This is a genomic window from Pseudomonas sivasensis (assembly GCF_021391435.1).
Classification (GTDB): Bacteria; Pseudomonadota; Gammaproteobacteria; order Pseudomonadales; family Pseudomonadaceae; genus Aquipseudomonas; species Aquipseudomonas sivasensis.
The window spans coordinates 4,403,269-4,424,211 of the sequence record NZ_CP090029.1; the positions used below are offsets into that span (position 1 = coordinate 4,403,269).

The window sequence follows — 20,943 nt, forward strand, 5'->3', positions numbered from 1 at the left end:
GCGCCGCATGACAACCACTGAAGCAACACCAGAACCGACCGCCGACACCCCGGCTGAAAAAACCGAGGCCGTCGACGCGGCGCCTCTGCCGTGGGCGGATGTCCAGGCCGAACATTTCAAGATGCTGCGCCTGGCCCCCCTGGCCACCGACCGCGCCACTGGCCTGCGGCCGTTGAGGTTCGTGCAGTTCGGCTATGCCGAGCGCAATGACAAGCAACACAGCCTGTTGCGCATGGTCATTCAGTTGCCCGGCCAGCGTGTGCGTCGCGAACAAAACCACTTGGATATATGGGTCGACCACGACACCCATCGCGTGCATTTCGGTCCGGGCAACAGCCTGGAAATCGAGCCGGCCAACCGGGGCATCGGCCGTTTCCTCGTGGCTCAAGGCGCTGCCTGGGCTAAGAAGAAGTGGTCGCACTACCGCGTCGACGGCGTCGACCTGGCCAACAAGGACGCACTCAACGAAGCCACGCGCCTGCGCCGCGACCACTTCTTGCGCATTCAGGGTTTTGATGTGGCGTATGCCGATGTGCAGCACCTCAAAGGCAACGTACAGCCAGGCAAGGTCGGTGATGTGCTGGACAGTTGGAACACTGAGAAGGTGCAGTTCGTCGAGATCCTCGAAGCCGCGCAGATGCTGCAACAGGCCGAACAGAACCTGTTGGAACAGGAAGTGAAGCTGCGCAAGGAAGAGGAAAAAGTCACCAAGTTCAAGCGCGAGGACAGCGGGCTACGTTTCACCATCACCTGTCTGGTGGCGTTTACGGTGTTCCAGGCAGGGCTGTTGATCTGGATTGCGACACACCGCTAATAGGTTGCACTGCAATAAAAATGTGGGAGGGGGCTTGCCCCCAACAGCGGTGTATTCAGTCATGAATGTGTTGACTGAGACACTACCATCGGGGGCAAGCCCCCTCCCACACTGACCGCATGACCCACTCAGACCCTGGCGGCAAAGACGGCCTGATGCGCCCGGCACTGCTCGGCCGTGAGCATGAACACCCCGTGCCCGCCCCGCTGGAACTCCAGCCAAGCAAAGTCCACCTCTGGGTACAACGCCTCAACGTGCACCTGGCTGTTGCCCACTTCTACGATCAGCAAACCCTTCTCGGTCAGATGGTCCGCCGCTTCGGCGAGCATCCGGCGCACCAGGTTCAAACCGTCATCGCCACAGGCCAGTCCCAACTCCGGCTCATGCTGGTATTCGTCCGGCATGTCGGCGAAGTCTTCAGCGTCCACATACGGCGGGTTTGACACGATCAGGTCGAAACGCTGGCCTGGCAGGCCGTCGAAACCATCACCCTGCACGGTGTATACGCGCTCGTCGACGCCGTGACGCTCGATGTTCTGGTTGGCCACTTCCAATGCTTCGAAGGACAAGTCACCCAACACGACCTCGGCGTCCTGGAACTCGTAGGCGCAGGCGATGCCGATGCAACCTGAGCCGGTGCACAGATCGAGGATGCGCGCCGGCGGTTGGGCCAGCCACGGTTCGAAGCGGTTTTCGATCAGTTCGCCGATGGGGGAACGCGGGATCAACACACGCTTGTCGACGATAAACGACATGCCGCAGAACCAGGCCTCACCCAGCAGGTAGGCGGTCGGCACGCGCTCATGGATACGGCGGTGAAGCAGGCGTTGCACATGGGAGACTTCCTCTTCTTCCAGGTTGCAGTCCAGGTAACTGTCGGCAATTTCCCACGGCAGGCTCAAGGCGCCGAGCACCAATTGCCGGGCTTCATCCCAGGCGTTGTCGGTGCCATGGCCGAAAAACAGGTCTTCCCCATGGAAACGGCTGACAGCCCAACGGATATGGTCGCGCAAGGTGCGCAGGCGGGAAGTGATCACGGGGGCAGACTCCTGGAAAAAACGACTGGCGATTCTAACAGCCTTCGCCTGTACCGACGATGTACGAAAACTTGGCGCCACCCATCGGATTTCATCCAATTTGCCAGCATTGTGTTAAACAAGCCCGCCTCTTGACATGGCTGCACGCCAGCAACGGCGTAGCTTACGATGGTAGCGATTCACAGAACTGCTCAGCCAGTGGACAATGTCGCAAAAGCCCCCCTCACAGGAGCCCCAGAATGTCCGTTCCAAAGACGATGTTTCAACTCAGCGGTCGCGGTTACGCAGCAGCCAACCTGAACCATGCGACCCTCGTGATCATCGACGCCCAGAAGGAATACCTCAGCGGTCCACTCGCCCTCTCGGGCATGGACGCGGCGGTCGACCATATCAAGCAGCTTGTGACCTCAGCGCGCAACGCTGGCCGTCCGATCGTGCATGTGCGCCACCTGGGTACCGTCGGTGGCCTGTTCGACCCTCAGGGCGAACGCGGTGAGTTCATTCCCGGCCTTGAGCCTCAAGGCGACGAAACCATTATCGGCAAGCTTCTGCCCAGCGCCTTTCATGGCACCGGCCTGGAAAAGCACCTGCAAGACCTCGGTTCCCTGGACCTGATCGTCTGCGGTTTCATGAGCCATTCCAGCGTCAGCACCACCGTGCGCGCAGCCAAGAACCTGGGCTTTCGCTGCACCCTGGTGGAAGACGCCTGCGCCACCCGCGACCTGCCTTACAAAGGCGGCATCCTGACTGCCGAGCACGTACAGCAAACCGAAATGGCCATCATGGCCGACAACTTCGCCACCCTTGCGCTGACCAAAGATCTGATCTGATCGCCCTTCTGATGAGCGGCGCGGCAATGTTTATTGCCCCGCTCATCCGCTAAGCCTTTTGATTTGGCGCATTTGCCTCGGGTACAGGAACAAGCCGCGTATCTTCCGGTCGAAGGGCCGATACCCTGGAGGAAAGGTCGGAATGAAGATATCCGATGGTTTTGACGCTCGTCGCTTGCGCCCAAAGGGCCCGAGTAACTGGCGTCTGCGTCTGGTGGCCGGCATTGCCGCGTTGCTGGCGATTGTAGGTTTGTTGCTTGCGGGCGCTGGTGGCGCCGGCTTGTTTGGTCATTCACCGGCCCTTGGCGAACTGAATGCCAGCCCCGGTGGCTCTGCCCTCCTGCTGGGCATCGGCGTGCTGGTGCTGTGGCTGGGCGTGTGGTTGTGTCGTCGTAGCCGTCGGAAAATGCGCCAGCCGTTATCACTGAATATCGCTGCACACCTGATGAAAAAACACGACTGATGGCGCTTGGATAGCGTTTCCTGCGCCCGGCCGCCGCGAATTAGGTAAACTGCCCGCCCTTCGCGGAGGCCGACATGCAAGACGACGATTTTTCCCTGTTCAAAAACGAGCTGCGCGGCGTCAAGCCGATCAAGCACGACCGCGCCGATACCGGCAAACCCAAGGCTGATCGGGCGCAAATCGCCAAACTGCGCCAGGCCGCGACCGTGCGCACCGACGCCACCACCGTGGATGGCCTGTCGGACCAATTCGTGATCGACGTCGGCCCCGAAGACGAGCTGATGTGGGCCCGCGATGGCGTGCAGGAAAGCCAGATGCGCAAGCTCAAGGTCGGCCAGATCCCCTTCGAAGGTAGCCTCGACCTGCACGGCATGACCGTGGAGAAAGCCCGGGAAACCCTGTGGGCCTTTCTCGCTGAAGCCACCAAATTCGAAATCCGCTGTGTACGCGTCACCCACGGCAAAGCCGTGCGGCTGGACGGTAAGCGACCGATGATCAAAAGCCACGTCAACACCTGGCTGCGCCAACACGCTCAAGTGCTGGGCTTCACCTCCTGCCAGGCCCGCCACGGCGGCGCGGGGGCGGTGTATGTGATGCTCAAGCGTACGATGATGGAAGGCCGTGACGAGTAACAAGTGACATCGTCAGGCTTGCAGCGATGTGTCCGCCACCGTAACCTTGCGCTTTGCGAAAATCCCACAGGTAGTTTCATGTCCCTGGAACAGAATTACACCGCGATCCTCGGCCAACTCGGCGAGGACGTCTCCCGCGAGGGCCTGCTCGACACGCCAAAACGTGCCGCCAAGGCGATGCAGTACCTCTGCCGCGGTTATGAGCAGACGCTGGAAGAAGTCACCAACGGTGCCTTGTTCAGCTCCGACAACAGCGAAATGGTGCTGGTCAAGGACATCGAGTTGTACTCGCTGTGCGAACACCACCTGCTGCCGTTTATCGGCAAGGCCCACGTCGCGTACATCCCGAGTGGCAAAGTGCTGGGCCTGTCCAAGGTCGCGCGGATTGTCGACATGTATGCGCGCCGCCTGCAGATCCAGGAAAACCTCAGCCGCCAGATCGCTGATGCCGTGATGCAAGTGACCGGCGCCCTGGGCGTGGCGGTGGTGATCGAAGCTAAGCACATGTGCATGATGATGCGCGGTGTGGAGAAACAGAATTCGTCGATGATCACGTCTGTGATGCTGGGTGAGTTCCGCGAAAACGCGGCCACTCGCAGCGAGTTCCTCAGCCTGATCAAGTAATAGGCTGCGCAGAAAAAGACCGGCGTTCATCGCCGGTTTTTTTTCGCCTGCAGAATTAAGGTAAGCTGCGGCCCCTTCTTCATGGGCAAGAGGTTTCAGCCATGTTCGTCAAAGCACTTCGAGTGGGCCTCGGCCACGTCATCATCGCCGGCGACTTACTTACCCGTCCGCGCAAAAAGCAGCGCCCTGCCGAACAACAGGCGCAGGTGAACGCAGCGGCCAAGGACCTGACCCTGTATCAATTCCACGCCTGCCCGTTCTGCGTGAAGACCCGCCGCACCCTGCACCGCCTGAATGTGCCGGTGGCGCTGAAGGATGCGAAGAACAACGAGCAGGACCGCCAGACCCTGCTGGAGCAAGGCGGCAAGATCAAGGTGCCGTGCCTGCGCATCGAAGAAAACGGCCAGACCACTTGGATGTATGACTCCAAGGTGATCATCGATTACCTCGATAAGCGGTTTGCCGCGATCTGACAAACATCGCAAAACTAATGTGGGAGGGGGCTTGCCCCCGATGAGGGAGTGTCAGTCACTGGATTAGCCGGCTGACACTCCGCTATCGGGGGGCAAGCCCCCTCCCACATTCAGTCCAGTGTTATCAATTCCAGATCCAGCAGCGCCGAGCCCAGGCACTTGCCGTGTGCATCCAGCGCCAGCGAGCGAGTCACCCCGCCACGCAGAATCCCCGGCAGCACAAAGTTCAACGCCTGCACGTTCGGCAATTCATAGCGTCGAACCGGTGCCGCACCCGGCTCCAACAGCCCGGCGAAGTACGCAGCCACACGCTCGGCCGTGAGCTGCTCACGCAGCAACGGATAATCCTCGGCGCGATAGGCAATGATTGAGACGTTTGAGGTGTCGCCCTTATCCCCGGTGCGGGAATGGGCCAGCGTGTGCAGTTTCATGCTTCGATCCTCGGGCTGACCGCGTCTCGGGGCAGTAGCAACGAGGCCACTGCCACCACTTGCCGTACGCTTTTACTGGCACCGCCGCCGCCGGACGGGCCGTTGGTGTAAAGGGTTTCCACTTCATTACCGACGCGCACCGCGTCCCCTCGGTCTTCACAACGCGCCGCCACGCGCAGGCGCACTTCCCAGGGCTCTACGCTGCTGCGTGGACCGTGGAGCGAGTCCATGCCAATCAGTTCGACGCGTAGGTCTTGCATCTTCACACCCATCAGTTCCAAACGCTTGAGTACGACATCCCGCGCCAGTTGCGCCCGTGCGACTGCACCCGGGCCGCCGTAGGACATCTGCCCCTCACCGATCCAGCCGTCGAGATAACCGACGCTGACCTTCAGTTGCTCGGGTCGCGCACGGCCATTGGCCCCTTGGGCACGCACGCGATCAACCCCCTCTTCGACGAACCCCACCTGGGAAAAATCCGCCGTCACGTCCGGCGTCAGGTACGCCGCCGGATCATGCACTTCGTAGATCAGTTGTTCGGTACACGTCGCGCGGCTGACCCGCCCCCCGGAGCCCGCAACCTTGGTGATCACGGCCTCACCGTCGGCATCGATCTCGGCCAACGGGAAACCCAGGCGCGCCAAATCGTCCACATCCTTGAAACCAGGATCGGCAAAATAACCACCGCTGACCTGCCCTGCACACTCCAGCAAATGCCCGACCAATGTGCCACGGCCCAAGCGCAGCCAATCGTCCGCCGCCCAACCGAACTCAAACATCTGCGGGGCCAGGAACAACGACGGATCTGCCACGCGCCCGGTAATCACCACGTCCGCCTCGGCGTGCAACGCATCGATAATGCCGTCGACACCCAGGTAGGCATTCGCGGAAATCAACCGCTCACCCAGTGAGCCAACGGTCTGTCCGTTATCGAGCACGTGATCGGGCTGCAACACTGACAGCACGTCGTCACCCACCACAGCTACAACGTTGAGGCTCAACCCCAATTCACTGGCAATCCGCCGCACTTCAAGCGCCGCCGACACCGGGTTGGCCGCGCCCATATTGGTGATCACGCGCAAGCGACGACGCGCGGTCTGCCTTCCAACAAACGGCAACACGCGGCGCATGCGCTCACTCAGCAACGGATCGTAGCCACCCTGTGGATCGCTGATACGGGCCTGTTGCGCCAAGGCGATGGTGCGTTCGGCCAGGCATTCGAACACGAGGTAATCCAGGTCACCGTGTTCGGCCAGTTCCACGGCAGGTTCGATACGGTCGCCGGAGTAGCCGGCGCCGGAACCGATACGCAAGGTTTTCATCTCAGATCACTCCCAGGAGCAACGCAGTCAGGGTCATCAACACTGACGCGGCAAACAGAAAAGGGATGGTAAAGCGCTGGTGATCGGCCAGTTCGATCTTGCACAGGCCCACCAACAGGAAGGTCGCAGGGGTCAACGGGCTGACCGGGAAACCGGTGGTGTGCACGCCCAGCAACGAGGCTTGGGCCACTTGCAGCGGGTCGACGCCCAAGGCCTTGCCGACTTCGGCGATCACCGGCATCACGCCGAAATAGTAGGAATCGGGGTCAAACAACATGCTCAGCGGCATCGACAGAAAGCCCACGACTGCCGGGATCAGCTTTCCGTGGCCGGCCGGAATCTGCGACACCGCCACTTCGGCAATCGCCTTGAGCATGCCAGTGCCTTGCATGATGCCGGTGAACACCCCGGCGGCGAGCAGGATGCTGGCCATGGTCAGGGCGGTTTTCGCATGGGCGTCGATGCGGGCGCGCTGGGCGTCGACATTCGGGTAGTTGATGCACAGCGCCACCACGGTGCCGAGCATGAACATCACCACCGGGTCGACCCAACCGGCAATCATCACCACCATCACCAGCACAGTGAGGATCAGGTTGACCCAGAACAGGCGCGGCCGACGCAGCTTGATGTCGTCGTCGCTGAGCACCCGTTGCGGCATCGCATCCACGCTGGAGCCAACGCCCAGGCCCAGGCGTTTTTCTTCACGCTGGCCGAGCCACCAGGCACAGGCGAAAACAAAGATCAGGCCGACGATCTGCACCGGGATCAGCGGCTGGAACAGGTCCGCCACGGGCACATGCAACGCTGCCGAAGAGCGCAGCACCGGGCCGGTCCAGGGCAAAAAGTTGACGCCGGCGGCCATAGCGCACACACAGGCGAGGATGCGTTTGTCGATCCCCAGCCGCGTGTACAGCGGCAGCATCGCGGGCACCGTGACCAAAAACGTTACCGCGCCGGAACCGTCCAGATGCACCAGCAGGGCCAGGGTCGCGGTACCGACGACGATGCGTGTTGGACGCGTCCCGACCGTACGCAGGATGCGATCAATGATGGGGTCGAGCATGCCGGCATCGGTCATGATCCCGAAAAATAGAATCGCAAACACAAACATGCCCACCACCGGGGCGACGTTCTTGATCCCCGTAATGATGAAGGCACTGGTTTGCAGGCCGAACCCGCCGAGCAGCGCGGCGATGATCGGCAAGGCGATCAGGGCCACCAGTGGTGAGAGGCGTTTGCTCATGACGGCAGCGAGCAGGCACAGGATGGTAATGACACCCAGGGTTGCGAGCATGGGTTACTCCAGAGCGGCCTTTTTGGCCGGTTATTGTTTTCCCTGGAGTATTGGAAGCGCGTTACTCTTTGTAAATTGGAATATTCACCACCGTATGTTCGGAAAAACAAAATGAAGCCGCGCCTATGAAAAATAGCATCCAGCATATTCAAGCCTTCCTCGCAGTCGCCCGTACCGGCAGCTTTACCAAGGCGGCCAATGAGCTGCATCTGTCGCCTTCGGCACTCACGGTTCAAGTTCAGCAATTGGAAGATTGGCTGGGTGTCACCCTGCTCGACCGCAGCCCGCGCCATGTCAGCATCACCGCTGCCGGCCAGGAGGCGCGTGGCCCCATGGAAAAATTGCTGCTGGACCTGGACAACATTGTCACCGGCTCGCGCGACCTCGCCGCCCTGCGCCGAGGGGTGGTCACCATCGCCGCCCTGCCCTCAGTGTGCGCTGGCGCCCTGCCGCCGGCCTTGCGCCTGTTTCGCGAACGCTTCGCCGGCATCGAAGTACGGTTGCATGACCTGGTCGCCCACCGCATTCATGCCCAGGTGCGCGCAGGGGAAGTGGATTTTGGCATCGGCGTACGTGCACGACTCAGCCATGGACTGGATTTTCTGCCGGTGCTGAATGATCGGTTGTGTGCGTTTGTACCGCTGGATCACCCCCTCGCCCACCATCGCCAGCTGACCCTGGAGCAATTGGCAGACCAGCCGATCATCCTCACCGGGCGCGACAGCAGTGTGCGCGAGCACGTGGATGCGCTGTTTGATGAAACACGGCTGACGCTGAACGCCGGCATGGAGGCCAACTACATGTCGACGGTGCTGGCGTTGGTGCGCCAGGGGCTGGGAATCAGTGTGCTGCCGGAGTCGGCGGCGGACAGTCTGGAAGGGTTGAAACGCATCAACATCGATCATCCCGGAGTGAACAGGGAGATCGGGTTGATCAGTCGAAGCGGGATGGGGCTGAGCCCGGCGGCGCAGCGGTGTTTTGAGCTCCTGAGCCAGACACTGCCCGGCTGATGCACTATCACGGCTATGGCGTGTATTTTCCCTGCCGGCACTGGCGCGTTTCAGCAAACTGAATCGGCCCCCCACCGGCGCACAACACGAGATTTAAGACATGGAAGAAACACTGATACTGGTGGACGGGAACGATCGTCAAATCGGTACTGGTTTAAAGCTGCAGGTGCACCGTGAAGGGCTGCTGCACCGAGCGTTTTCCATTTTCATATTCGACCACAAAGGTCGGCTGCTCCTGCAACGGCGCGCTGCCGGCAAATATCACTCCGCGAACCTATGGACGAATACGTGCTGCGGGCATCCGCGCCCCGGCGAAGAGACTGAACACGCCGCCCATCGACGGCTCGGTGAAGAGATGGGTTTGGCCTGCCCTTTGCGTGAGGTCATGACGCTGACCTACCAGGCCCGCGTCCCAGGGAAATTGATCGAGCATGAGTTCGATCATATTTATATCGGCACGTTTGATGGCGAACCGCAGGCCAACCCAACCGAGGCCTCTGAATGGCGCTGGATAGAAATCCCGGCCTTGCAGCAGTGGGTCGACACCGCGCCCGAAGCGTTGACCGCCTGGTTCAACGTCATCCTCGCTCACCCGGCCTGTCGGCTGGAAGACTGGCGACTGCAGGCCATGATGGAAAATCCCCACGCGCCTCTCGCGTACCAGGATGAAATCCTTCCCCAGGTATCGCGCACGTTTGCTTTGACCATTCCTCAATTGCCGGCCGAACTTCGCCCGGCAGTAGCTAATGCCTATCTGCTGTGCCGAATGGCAGACACGATAGAAGACGAACCCGGTCTCACGTCCGCTCAAAAACGCTATTACCAACGTCGGTATTTTGAGGTGATCAGTGGCCAGGGGGACGCAAAATGCTTGAGCGATGAATTGACTCAGCACCTGACGGAGCGAACCCTTGCAGCCGAGCGCGAGCTGATCAGACATATGCCTTTGATATTGGCCGTTAACGACACGCTCAATCCGGCCAAGCGAAGGGCGATCCTTGATTGCCTGAACATAATGACCGCAGGGATGGCCGAGTTTCAGGACAAGGCCGGTCTACAGGGATTGGCTACACGCACGGAGTTGGACCGCTACTGCTATTACGTAGCGGGCGTTGTCGGGGAAACACTAACCGAGTTTTTCATCGACTTTGAGCCGCAACTGTCAACGCAACGCGAAACCCTGAAACACCTGGCACGCTCATTCGGCACCGGGTTGCAGTTGACCAATATTCTCAAGGATCAGTGGGAGGATCGTTCCCGGGGAGTTTGTTGGCTGCCGCAGGATCTACTGGCCGAATATCATCTGCAGCTTTGCGTTTTGCAGGCCGGAGCCCGTGATCCCAAGCATGTCCAAGTTGTAGGGCAAATGGTTGGCACCGCCAACGCTCACTTACAGCGAGCGCTGCAGTTCGCGTTGCTGATCCCAGCCAGGCATCCAGGTATTCGTCGGTTCATGGTCTGGACCATCGGCCTGGCGTTGCTGACACTGCGCAACGTCCAGGCACACCCGGAGGCCCCCTCGAAGGTATCCCGCGCAGAAGTGGCCTGGATCATGGGCCTGACTCGATTATCCCAGCGCTCTGACACAGGCCTGCGATGGCTTTACACACTCGCTGCGCGCCAATTGCCTTTCACCGCGCTTGCGCCCGAGCAGCCATCGCCCCCAAATCCATTGCCTGTCAGTCCAGCATTGCCACGTGCTTAGGATGGCTGGCCACGCGCTTCAACCAGGCCTGCACAGCCGGGTACGGCGCTAAATCAAAACCACCTTCATGGGCCACATGGGTGTAGGCATACAGCGCGATATCGGCAATCGAATACTGCTCGCCCACCAGATAGGGTGTGGTTTGCAGCTGACGCTCCATCACCCGCAATGCCTTGTAGCCGCCTTTGTGGGTGGTTTTGTATTCCTCAAGGCGATCCTCTGGCATGTTCAGGTAAAGCTGAATAAACCGCGCTACCGCAATGTAGGGCTCGTGGCTGTACTGCTCGAAGAACTGCCATTGCAACACTTGCGTGCGCAAACGCGGTTCGATCGGCAAGAACTCGCTGCCGTCGGCGAGGAAGTTGAGGATCGCGTTGGATTCCCACAAGCAAGTACCGTCTTCCAGTTCCAGCACGGGGATTTTGCCGTTGGGGTTCTTGGCCAGGAATTCGGGGGTTTCGGTGTCACCCTTGAGGATGTCCACATCCACCCATTGGTACGGGACGCCCAAGAGGTTAAGCATCAGTTTGATCTTGTAGCAGTTGCCCGACTTGTAATCGCCATAAACCTTATACATGGGGCTCCCCTTATGCCGCTTGCGCGTGCTGTGCTTGACGGACCACCGCGGCCAGGCGCTTGAGACCTTCGTCCAGGCGGGCCGGGTCGATATGGCTGAAGTTGAGTCGCAACGAGCCGAGGTGTTGGTCCGGCTCGGAAAAGAACGGTTCACCGGGCATGAACGCAACGTTCTGGCCCAGCGCTTGGGCCAATAAGGTGCGGGTATCCAGCGGCTGTTTCAAGGTCAGCCAGAAGAATAATCCGCCCTGAGGCACTTGCCAGTCGGCAAGATCGCCAAAATGGCGCTCCAGCGCGGCCTGGAATGCATCGCGGCGCTGGCGGTAAAAACTGCGCAGCTCCACCAGGTGTTGTTGGTATTTTTCGCTGCCGATCCATTGCATCGCCTGCCATTGGCCGACGCGGTTGGTGTGCAGGTCCGCCGATTGCTTGAGCTTGAGCAGGTGCGGGAACAAGTCCGGGCTGGCGATCAGGTAGCCGACCCGCAGGCCAGGCAACAATGTTTTGGACACGGTGCCGGTGTAGATCCAACTGGCCTTTTGCAGGCGACTGACGATGGGGCGCGCACTGCCGCCGTCGAAGGTCAGTTCGCGATAAGGCTCGTCTTCGATCAGGGTCACACCGAACTCATCGAGCAACGCGGCGACCGCCTCGCGCTTGGCCTCGCTGTAGCGCACGGCCGACGGGTTCTGGAACGTGGGGATCAGGTAGATAAACGCCGGGCGATGGCGTTCGAGGCTGGCGCGCAATGCGCTGAGGTTCGGCCCGTCGGCTTCCAACTGGACAGTGAGGCATTCGGCGCCGAACAGTTGGAAGATCTGCAACGCCGCGAGGTACGTCGGGCCTTCCAGCAGAACCTGCGTGCCTTTGTCGATATACAGCTTGGCCGCCAGATCCAGGGTTTGCTGGGAGCCACTGACCACCATGACCTGGCTGGCCTCGCACGGCACGCCCAGTGCCCGCGCCTCGGCGGCCAGTAATTCACGTAAGTGTGGTTCGCCTTCGCTCATGCCGTATTGGCCGATATTGAGCGGCATGTCATCCCAGTTCAGCGCAGGCAGCATGGCTTCGGCCGGCAGGCCACCGGCGAACGACATCACTTCCGGACGCTGGGCTGCGGCGAGGATTTCACGGATCAAGGAGCTTTTAAGGCGCGTAACACGTTCGGAGAAGGCCATGGAGGTCACCGCTAGCGAAGGCTGTGGGAAATACGTCAAACTGGTTGACCGAAATTACGACAGCTTGAGCGGATACGTCAACATGCTTGACCTTAAAAACCAAAACAGCCAGCAACAGGCCATGGAAGCGTTCTTCTTCGGCTACCAGGCATTTACCGCCAAGGCCGACGAAATGCTCGAACGTCGAGGCCTGAGTCGAGTGCACCAGCGCATCGTGTTTTTTATCTCGCGCTACCCGGCCTTGAGCGTGAAAGAGCTGCTGGAGTTGCTCGGTGTGAGCAAACAGGCGCTGAACATTCCGCTGCGCCAATTGCAGGAAATGCACTTGGTCGACAGCGTCGCGTCCGAGACCGACAAGCGCAAACGCTTGCTGGAATTGACCGAGGAAGGGCTGCGTTTTGAGCAGTCATTGCGCCGTGAACAGGTGAAGCTGTTGCAACGAGCGTTCAATGAAGCCGGGGAAGAGGCTGTAAATGGATGGTTGGCGGTGAACCAGGCACTGTCTGGTCAGCCGTAATCCCTGTGGCGAACAGGCCGGTTGTGGCGAGCCCGCTTGCCTCACGAGTTGCCTTTCATCTCTTTCGCACACAAAATAGAAAACATTATTTGCTTTCTTTGTATACAAAAGCATAATTCGCTTCGTGCGAGTTCTTGACCTATTGGTCAACAAAGCCCGCCAGTACCTCAAAGCGCTGTTGCCCACTCATGTGACCGGCGCTGGAAATAACAATAAAACTCTTGAGGAGTACTCGCTGTGGATAGCCGCAAATCCGAAGCCCCGACGCTGGACCTTGCCCCCTCATCGAACGGCTGGCTGGAACGCCTGTTCAAGCTGCGCCTGCATGGCACCACAGTGAAGACCGAGCTGATCGCCGGCCTCACCACCTTCATCACCATGGCCTACATCATCTTCGTCAACCCCAACATCATGGCCGACGCCGGCATCGATCACGGCGCGGCGTTCGTTGCTACCTGCATCGCCGCCGCACTCGGTTGCCTGCTGATGGGCCTGTACGCCAACTGGCCGGTTGGGCTGGCGCCCGGCATGGGTTTGAATGCGTTTTTCACCTACACCGTGGTCGGCACTATGGGCTACACCTGGGAAACCGCGCTGGGTGCGGTGTTTATTTCCGGGGTGCTGTTTATGGGCCTGACCCTCTCACGCGTGCGGGAATGGCTGCTCAACAGCATCCCGGTCAGCCTGCGCCATGCCATGGGCGCCGGGGTCGGCCTGTTTCTCGGTGTGATCGGCCTGAAAACCGCAGGCATCATCGTCGAAAGCCCGGCCACGCTGATCAAGCTCGGCTCGCTGCATGAGCCGGCGCCGCTGTTGGCGGCCGTGTGTTTCCTGCTCATCGCGATCCTCAGTTACCACCGTGTGTTCGGCGCGATCCTCATCAGCATCATCGCCGTAACCCTGGCCGGCTGGGGACTGGGCCTGGTGCACTACAACGGCATCCTCTCCACCCCGCCGAGCCTGGCGCCGACCTGGATGGCGATGGACATCAAGGGTGTGTTCAATGTGAGCATGATCAGCGTGGTGTTCGCCTTCCTGTTTGTGCACATGTTCGACACCGCCGGCACGCTGATGGGCGTTGCGCAACGGGCCGGGCTGGTGAAGGCTGACGGCAAGATCGACAATCTGTCCCGCGCCCTCAAGGCCGACAGCGCCTCCAGCGTGTTCGGCGCCATGGTCGGTGTGCCACCGGTAACCAGCTACGTGGAAAGCGCCGCCGGGGTGGCCGCAGGTGGTCGAACCGGGCTGACTGCCGTGACCGTGGGCGTCCTCTTCGTGGCGGCGATGTTCTTCGCGCCGCTGGCCGGTATGATCCCGGCCTACGCCACCGCCGGTGCGCTGATCTACGTGGCGATGCTGATGATGGCGAGCATGGCGCACATCAATTGGGATGAGGCCACCGACAGCATTCCGGCGATCGTCACCGCGATCATGATGCCGCTGACATTTTCGGTGGCCGACGGCATCGCCTTGGGCTTTATCACCTACGTGGCGCTCAAGGCCGGCACCGGAAAATACCGCGAGATTTCCGCCAGCCTTTGGGTGCTGTGCGTGATTTTTATCGCCAAGTTCGTCTTTCTATAACAAGGAGCAAGCAATGAGTCTGGAAACCTGGCTGCTGTTCAGCGGCGCTGCGCTGGTAGTGATCCTGATCCCGGGGCCGCTGTCGTTGCTGATGATCAGCAACAGCCTCAACTACGGCCTGCGCCGCTCGTACCCGGCGTTTCTGGGCGGGGTGTTTGCCTCGATCTGTCTGCTGAGCGCTTCGGCGCTGGGCCTGGGCGCATTGCTGCTTGCGTCGGAAAAGGTGTTCAACGCGCTGAAGATCGTCGGCGCGCTGTACCTGTTCTACCTGGCGTGGCAGAGCTGGCAGCAATCGCGCCAGCCTTCCCAGGGCGCGACAGTGCCCCAGGCTGCGCCAGTGCCGCGCTTTCGCGCGCTGTTTGGCCGGGCCTTTGTGCTCGGGGCCAGCAACCCCAAGGACATCCTGTTTTTCGCCGCCTTCCTGCCGCAATTTCTCAGCAGCCAGCACGCCTTCCTCCCGCAACTGCTGATCATGATCGCCACGTGGACTCTGCTCGACCTGGCCTGCAAGCTCGCCTACGGCCTCGGCGCCCATGGCGCCGCGCGGTACCTGCGCAGCGGCGCGGGCCAGAGCTGGTTCAACCGCATCAGCGCGAGCCTGTTCGGTGGTGCCGGCGTTATTTCACTGGTCAACGCTCGCGCGGGCTCACTTTGACGAAATACACCGTGGGCGGGCGATTGCCATGCCTCGGCCATTGAATGCCGGCCATCATCCGCACGAGGCGCTGTTCGCTCAGCGCCTCCCGGACCGACGCGGCCATGGCGGAAGTCCGATGTTGTTTGATGGCTTGATTGAACCATGCGTGGGTGAGCTTTGACCTGAGCAAGATGCTGCCGCGATCCAACCACTGGAAGGTGATGTAGTACAGCGCGTTTGACTGGGGGTGGGTCACCAGCCACTCGGGACTGCGGACCGTGCCGCGCTTTACACTCCACTCCTGCACCCTGAAGCCCTGCTGCTCCAGCGTCGCGCGGGTGGCTGCGCCCTGGGCAATCTGCCTCTGAGCCGAATGCTGCGCGCCGCCGGCCTTGAGCACCTCGTCAAGCGCGATGGTGGGCGTGAAGTCAACGCGTGTGAAGCCCGGCGCCCGGCCTTCGAAACCGATATAGGTATAGCCGCCGTACCGTTCGGTGGGTCGCAACATGCGCAGCAGGTCATCGGTCTGGCCAAGTTGCACGGGGCTTGGGGTTAACCAGCTGTCCAGCGTTGCGCGCACGTTAAGCAGATGGCTGGCGGTGACTGAACGGGATGAGTCCGCCAACTCGATCAGCCTTGCCACCGCAAAGGTTCGGCTGCTGCTCGTCAGCGTCGGGAACGCCCTTTCGACCGACGGCTCCAATGGCCCATCGAACAGCGGCGCATGCAGCTGCCATTCGCCCGTTGACGTACGCGACACAGGAATCGGCTGTTCATCAAGGCCGCTGCTGGTCCAGTGTTCGATATCAACGCGAGCCCTGGACACCAGCGGCTCGTTCCTGGAAATAAAGGCCATGTCGCTCACGGGCACGTGCTCACCCTGATGCAACAACCGGTAGTAGCCAATAGCCGATTGCGTCGGCGTGTCATAGCGGCTCCCGACATAGATGGCATCGTAAGGGAATCCCGGAGGATCCATGTGCACATGAAACACGCCGTTCACCGAGGACCCGACGCCCACATCATCGGCGCCATGCAGGCGCCAATCGAACCAATGACGGGACGCCACGCTTGAGCGGTGAATCCGTTCCCGGGTCGCAGTGGGTACCACCGGTGGTTGCCAATCCGACTGCGTAGCAGCCGCGCGCCACGGGTTGAGTACTGCCGAGCTCGGACCGGCGACCGGCGCGTCCGCCCCCAGCAGCCACTCGCCGGGTTCGTGCAGCGTCAGGATTAATTCATCCTGCCCCGCCGCGTCCTTGCTCTTCAGGCGGAAAAAACCTTCACCCTCGCGGCGGTACACCGGGTAGTGATGCGTTCCGTCCACCACGAAATGCTCGCCGCGCTTCACGTAGACACCTTTTTCACCCGCCCCCTTCAAGGCGATCGCGCCTTGGGGCAGGCCCTGGACGCGAAAGCGTTCCAGGGGTTTGAGCGCCGTACCCGCGCCGGGCAACTTGGGCACGTGCGCGACCTGGCCAAACTCCGAGAACGCTGCGCGATGCAGGCGGTGCAGACCCGTGCCTATCGAGCGCAGCCCCGGACGGGCCAGGTTCCCCGGTTTGAGTTTGGGCCCAGGGACAAAGGTCAGCAGCAGGTCAACTGCCAGGAACACCGCACCAAATGCCACCGCCACCGCGTCCCGAGGGTCGCCCTCGCGGTGATAACGCCGCGACATCAGCAGCAATTCATACAACTGGTTACCCAGGCCGAAGAACGGCACGGCAAGCGACAACAAGGCACGCCGACGGCTATCGCTGCGCTCCTCCAGTCGCTGCTCTCGGTGTTTCTCCAAGGTCTTGCCGGAGTTGCTGATGGCCTGCGCCCGGCGCTGCTGCTCAAGCACCCGCGCCTGATACAACAGGGCGCGAGCGTCCCAGTGTGCAGTCGGCACCAGTACCAGCCAGTTCGTCTGATCACTGTCGATCTGCTCACGGATTTGTTGCTCAATCAGCTCGACAAGCGCCGTGGGTTCCAGGTGCCTGACCTTGAATGAACGCACGAACTCGGCGACGTGCCACAGCCCTTGCAACATGACGAAAGTCGGCACGAAATCCAACGGGCCGGGTAACCGTGACCCCTTGCTCGGTTTGCGGCCGTGGTGGTCGATCGCTTCGAACGCCCAACCGGGCGCGACGTGCCGGGCCAACGCCGTGACATTCGCGGGCAACGAACTCATGCCATTGAGATGCTCGCGCGCCAATTGCAGGCTGGCATATTCGCTAAGGCTGCCTGCCTGCGGCGCGGTGGGCCAATACACCACACAGGCCTGGGAAATCTGGTCATGGATGACCACGATCCCGGCGATGTAGCGATCATGCAGGAGGGTGTGGCCGGCCAGATGCACCACATAGAGCTGCACGTGATGGCCGTTTCTGCGCAGATCTTCGGGGGCGCGGGCGCCGATCGCCGTATTGAACAGACTCAGCCCCTGCTCGCTTACCCCCTGCCTGAGCGCCGAATAGCGGTCGGCGTCGATACCCGCCCCCAACGCGCGCCTCAACAGTGGCGGGACGCGCCCGTGCTCACGCGGATCAGGCGAGTGGAACGTGCGCTGGATCAACGCCTCGTACTGGCCGCCGATGTCCAGCGAGGACACCATATTGACCAAGTAGCTGACGCTCAGGCGTTGCTTCCATGCCGGTTGCAGATAGGTGGCGTGCCGGAAGCGCCAATAGGTGGGCCGCATCTTCGGGTCCAGGTTGTGCAGCGCCAGTTGCAGCAGACTGAACTGCGTGCGCGTCGCGCTGGGAGTAAGGGCTTCGTTGCGATCGCCCACCGTGCAGGTGCTTTCCCAGCCACAAAACCTGCCATCGACCTGATCGGGCATTTCGATAAATGGCGTGTCGATGTTCAACTCCGGGTACAGGCCGTCTTCCCGCAAACGCGCGATCAGCAGGTCGCGGGCAAAAGCGTGCACATCGGGCAAGCGCTGCTGGAGGCGCTCTTCATAGGCAAATACGCTGCTCAGGTAACGACCTTGCACACGCTTGAAGCGGTTGACCTGCGCCGCCGTCGCGTCAGTCAGCCACGATGGCAGCTTTTTTTTCGCTTCTGCGGCTTTGCGGACCAGATCAACATGGTCGCGTGCTTGGATCAACGCTTGGTTGGCCGGGGCAAGCAGGTGCTCATGCAGCTCGACCGCCAGCAATTGGCGGCTGAGTTGAGGGTCTTCAATTCCATTGAAAATATTCTCGCTGTGCTGCAGCAGAACATAGCTCTTGAGCAGCCTTTTGAGTGCCAGCAGCAGGGGGTTGCCGTCGATGGCGTGATAGCTCACTTTCAGCATGCGCGCGGCAACTCGTGCGCGCACGGCTTGACGCTGCTGCCGCTCGACGTAACCCCATAACAGCGACGTATCGCGACTGCCGAGGCTGGCCTCAACACTCCGGGACAACTCCCCCAGGCAGGAAAACCCAGCCACACCGCCCTCGCGCCCGAGTGCACACAACACCACCGGTTCTCGCCGCTCGGGAGCATCCAGCGCAGCCTGGCGCGTAACCGCAAACACGCTGTGCAGCGGCCAGTCATCGCCCACCCGCACCGACAGCACACGGGTAAGACTGCCCTCGCGCTTGCTGGCCAGCGGTGCATCCAATACTTCGAGCAGCAGGTCCCGATGGGACGCGCGCAGACGCTTGAGCCGGTGCTGCAGTTGAACTTCAACGCGCAACAGGTCCTTCAGGCCGAGGATATAAGCGCTCGCGCGCTTGAGTTGGCCGCTGGGGCGTTCCCCCCAGTACGCCGCCTCGAACAGCCGCAGTTGCGCGTCCTGCACCTGTGCGGCCAGGGTGTCCTCGTGGGCCTTGAGTTGTGCTTCAAGCGCCACATATTCCAGCCAGGCTGGCGTGTCCACCACCGGGTCGCTGTGATCGAGCAGCGCCATCAGGCCCTTTTCGTAACGCTTGACCTGGCGCAGTGCCGTGTTGATCGCCAGGCCCGACGCGGTGCTGGCGAAGATGATTTCCTGGCGTCGTCGATGCTGGTCCCAATCCAGCAGCTCACGGCGCAACCGCTCCAGCCGTGGTTTACCGACCCAGTGCCGGCGTGCCCGTTCAATGTAGGCGAGAAAGCGTGTGGCGTTCGTCACCGCAGGCTGGGGCGTGGCGGAAAACACCTGTTTGAGGTTGATCGACACAGCGCAGGCCAGTTCGTTTTCCCATTGCGCGTCCAGTACCGCCTGCGCGCTGTAGGCCAATGCATCGCCCGACAACCTTACGCCGCGACCCGCGGCAGCGGTCGAGGCCGGCTCACACACCTCGTGCCGACGTCGCAGGGGCAGGCATTGCCACAGGTCGTCGAACAGCGCGCCGTTGATCAGCGCCACCAGGGCGCACTGCAATTGGTCGAACGAGGGGTACTCATAAAAGTTGCGCTGCACGCCCGGCAGATACATCACATGGGGCATGCCCATCGGGTCGCCCTCACGATAAATATGCAGGGCGCCAGGGATCGGCATCAACCGCGGCCCGGCGCCAGGCCACATCAACTCGCACGCCTGCACACTGGCCCAACGCTCGCCCGCACGCTGGCGCGCCTCCACCGTCGGCGCATCCACCAACGCCTGGACCATGACCCGCCCGGCGCTCGACAGCTCGTCCAATTGACGGGCGATGAAGGCCTGGTGGGCGAACAGTTGCTGATGCACCTGCACCCATCGCTCCTGACGCGTCAGCCAGGTGCCGGCAGCCACCCCCTGCCAATAACCGTTGTGCGCCTGGGCGAGCCGGTCAAACAGGTTGAGGGCGATCACCCGGCGCAGCGCCTCCAGGGGCGTGAACGTGAAGCGGCGGTTCGGGTCGTCCTTGTCGCTCAGGGCGGTGAACTGATTGAGGTTGATCGACACCGACGGCAACACCATCAGGCGCAAGGCGCGGTCGGTCAGGCTGTCGGTTTTCTGCGCGGCGGCGGGCGGCTTGGGTTCGGTAAAGAGCAGGCGATCCGGGTCCAGTTCGAATGCTTTGCGCAGCTCGGCACGAACCACCCGCAGCACCCGGGGCGCAGCGCTGATCAGACGGCTGAGGGTAGTCGCCGCTTCGGCGCAGCCCAAGTCCGCCAGCGCGAGTCGATTGACCAGGCGACTGGGATGGAGGCTGCTGTTGATACGCAGCGTGAGCTGGGTACGCAGGGCCTGTAGCGCGTCGTCATCAGGGTCGGTAAGTGAGGTCACGGCAGTGTCTTCGTCGAGGAAAACACCTAGCCTATTGAGCAATCACGCCAATAAGGCGCTAGATAATTGAACGTTTCTGCGCGCAAAAAAAAGCCCGCAGTGTGCGCGGGCGAAACCAACGAAGAGCTTTGGGGGTGTGAAGCGAGGTGACGACTCAGCTACCGCGATAGGTAGAGTAGCTGTAAGGCGAAATCAGCAGAGGCACGTGGTAGTGATCCTGTTCGGCACTGATACCAAAACGCAGTACGACGACATCAAGGAAGGCCGGCTCCGGCAACTGCACGCCACGGGCACGGTAGTAATCGCCGGCGCTGAATTGCAGCTGGTAAACACCCGTGCGGTAGTCATCGCCTTGCAGCAGCGGTGCATCGCAACGACCGTCGCTGTTGGTCAGGGCGCTGGCGACCAGCTCCAACTGCGTGCCTTCGACGCGGTACAGTTCAACCTGGATGGCGCTGCCGGGGCAGCCGTGGGCGGCATCGAGTACGTGTGTGGTCAGTCGTCCCATGGAACGGAGCTCCCTTGAGTAGAGTGAAAATAGGCCGCACCTTTACAGGGCATGCAAAATCCGGCGATGCGCTGATTAAGACACTTTTAATAAAAATTGTACACAATAAAAATTACAAAGTTTTACTCACCACTTCGC

Annotated in this window: 19 protein-coding genes; 11 read left to right on the forward strand and 8 right to left on the reverse strand. The window is 61.1% G+C overall.

The window, feature by feature from the left end:
* The first annotated feature begins 7 nt into the window (after positions 1-7).
* A complete protein-coding gene (locus LRO94_RS19855; protein WP_032888036.1) occupies positions 8-814 on the forward strand; it encodes a hypothetical protein in 807 nt (268 codons plus the stop codon).
* Positions 815-942: 128 nt separating this feature from the next.
* Here the strand turns inward: LRO94_RS19855 and prmB are convergent, their stop codons facing one another.
* Positions 943-1,851 carry a 50S ribosomal protein L3 N(5)-glutamine methyltransferase gene (prmB, locus tag LRO94_RS19860; RefSeq protein ID WP_122681113.1) on the reverse strand — a complete coding sequence of 303 codons (909 nt, stop codon included), beginning with the start codon at positions 1,849-1,851 and terminating at the stop codon, positions 943-945.
* Positions 1,852-2,090: 239 nt separating this feature from the next.
* On the opposite strand from prmB, the gene LRO94_RS19865 reads away from it, so the two are divergent.
* The 5 genes from LRO94_RS19865 (at position 2,091) to LRO94_RS19885 (ending at position 4,873) form a co-directional block, all read left to right on the forward strand.
* Positions 2,091-2,681, forward strand: a complete 591-nt coding sequence (locus LRO94_RS19865) for a cysteine hydrolase family protein (protein ID WP_095185465.1) — start codon at positions 2,091-2,093, stop codon at positions 2,679-2,681.
* Between the two features lie 142 nt (positions 2,682-2,823).
* Positions 2,824-3,144 (forward strand): hypothetical protein, encoded by a 321-nt coding sequence (locus LRO94_RS19870; protein ID WP_179178648.1) that lies wholly within the window; start codon positions 2,824-2,826, stop codon positions 3,142-3,144.
* 74 nt (positions 3,145-3,218) lie between these two features.
* On the forward strand, positions 3,219-3,776 hold the full coding sequence (locus tag LRO94_RS19875) for a Smr/MutS family protein (RefSeq protein ID WP_032888029.1): 558 nt from the start codon (positions 3,219-3,221) through the stop codon (positions 3,774-3,776).
* Positions 3,777-3,854: 78 nt separating this feature from the next.
* Positions 3,855-4,400 carry a GTP cyclohydrolase I FolE gene (gene folE / locus LRO94_RS19880; RefSeq protein ID WP_003442011.1) on the forward strand — a complete coding sequence of 182 codons (546 nt, stop codon included), beginning with the start codon at positions 3,855-3,857 and terminating at the stop codon, positions 4,398-4,400.
* Between the two features lie 101 nt (positions 4,401-4,501).
* Positions 4,502-4,873, forward strand: coding sequence for a glutathione S-transferase N-terminal domain-containing protein (locus tag LRO94_RS19885; RefSeq protein ID WP_032888027.1), 372 nt, complete (start codon positions 4,502-4,504; stop codon positions 4,871-4,873).
* A gap of 110 nt (positions 4,874-4,983) precedes the next feature.
* Here the strand turns inward: LRO94_RS19885 and LRO94_RS19890 are convergent, their stop codons facing one another.
* From LRO94_RS19890 to LRO94_RS19900, 3 genes are read right to left on the reverse strand one after another with little or no spacing between them, the layout of a single operon-like run.
* Entirely contained in the window at positions 4,984-5,304 is a 321-nt protein-coding gene (locus LRO94_RS19890) for an AtuA-related protein (RefSeq protein ID WP_032888025.1), read from the reverse strand.
* Entirely contained in the window at positions 5,301-6,626 is a 1,326-nt protein-coding gene (locus tag LRO94_RS19895) for an acyclic terpene utilization AtuA family protein (protein ID WP_179178647.1), read from the reverse strand. Before LRO94_RS19895 ends, LRO94_RS19890 begins: the two co-directional genes overlap by 4 nt.
* 1 nt (position 6,627) lies before the next feature.
* A complete protein-coding gene (locus LRO94_RS19900; RefSeq protein WP_179178646.1) occupies positions 6,628-7,920 on the reverse strand; it encodes a CitMHS family transporter in 1,293 nt (430 codons plus the stop codon).
* Positions 7,921-8,045: 125 nt separating this feature from the next.
* On the opposite strand from LRO94_RS19900, the gene LRO94_RS19905 reads away from it, so the two are divergent.
* Together LRO94_RS19905 and idi are read left to right on the forward strand one after the other, a co-directional pair.
* A complete protein-coding gene (locus tag LRO94_RS19905) occupies positions 8,046-8,930 on the forward strand; it encodes a LysR family transcriptional regulator (protein WP_032888020.1) in 885 nt (294 codons plus the stop codon).
* A 100-nt stretch (positions 8,931-9,030) separates the two neighbouring features.
* Positions 9,031-10,635 (forward strand): isopentenyl-diphosphate Delta-isomerase, encoded by a 1,605-nt coding sequence (gene idi, locus LRO94_RS19910; protein WP_233896880.1) that lies wholly within the window; start codon positions 9,031-9,033, stop codon positions 10,633-10,635.
* Here the strand turns inward: idi and LRO94_RS19915 are convergent.
* Together LRO94_RS19915 and LRO94_RS19920 are read right to left on the reverse strand one after the other, a co-directional pair.
* Positions 10,610-11,212: a glutathione S-transferase family protein gene (locus LRO94_RS19915; protein WP_032888018.1), complete on the reverse strand. Its 603-nt coding sequence runs from the start codon at positions 11,210-11,212 to the stop codon at positions 10,610-10,612. The two genes, idi and LRO94_RS19915, sit on opposite strands and share 26 nt — an antisense overlap.
* 10 nt (positions 11,213-11,222) lie before the next feature.
* Positions 11,223-12,389: an aminotransferase-like domain-containing protein gene (locus LRO94_RS19920; RefSeq protein WP_179178645.1), complete on the reverse strand. Its 1,167-nt coding sequence runs from the start codon at positions 12,387-12,389 to the stop codon at positions 11,223-11,225.
* Between the two features lie 82 nt (positions 12,390-12,471).
* On the opposite strand from LRO94_RS19920, the gene LRO94_RS19925 reads away from it, so the two are divergent.
* The 3 genes from LRO94_RS19925 to LRO94_RS19935 all read left to right on the forward strand — a co-directional run bounded on the left by LRO94_RS19925 (position 12,472) and on the right by LRO94_RS19935 (position 15,145).
* Positions 12,472-12,906 carry a MarR family winged helix-turn-helix transcriptional regulator gene (locus LRO94_RS19925; protein WP_032888098.1) on the forward strand — a complete coding sequence of 145 codons (435 nt, stop codon included), beginning with the start codon at positions 12,472-12,474 and terminating at the stop codon, positions 12,904-12,906.
* Positions 12,907-13,143: 237 nt separating this feature from the next.
* Positions 13,144-14,490 (forward strand): NCS2 family permease, encoded by a 1,347-nt coding sequence (locus LRO94_RS19930; protein ID WP_032888014.1) that lies wholly within the window; start codon positions 13,144-13,146, stop codon positions 14,488-14,490.
* A gap of 13 nt (positions 14,491-14,503) precedes the next feature.
* On the forward strand, positions 14,504-15,145 hold the full coding sequence (locus tag LRO94_RS19935; protein ID WP_032888012.1) for a LysE family translocator: 642 nt from the start codon (positions 14,504-14,506) through the stop codon (positions 15,143-15,145).
* Here LRO94_RS19935 and LRO94_RS19940 read toward each other — a convergent pair.
* Together LRO94_RS19940 and uraH are read right to left on the reverse strand one after the other, a co-directional pair.
* Positions 15,120-20,297 carry a dermonecrotic toxin domain-containing protein gene (locus LRO94_RS19940; protein ID WP_179178644.1) on the reverse strand — a complete coding sequence of 1,726 codons (5,178 nt, stop codon included), beginning with the start codon at positions 20,295-20,297 and terminating at the stop codon, positions 15,120-15,122. The genes LRO94_RS19935 and LRO94_RS19940 overlap by 26 nt on opposite strands.
* A 154-nt stretch (positions 20,298-20,451) precedes the next feature.
* A complete protein-coding gene (gene uraH, locus LRO94_RS19945) occupies positions 20,452-20,805 on the reverse strand; it encodes a hydroxyisourate hydrolase (protein WP_032888007.1) in 354 nt (117 codons plus the stop codon).
* Between the last annotated feature and the right edge of the window lie 138 nt (positions 20,806-20,943).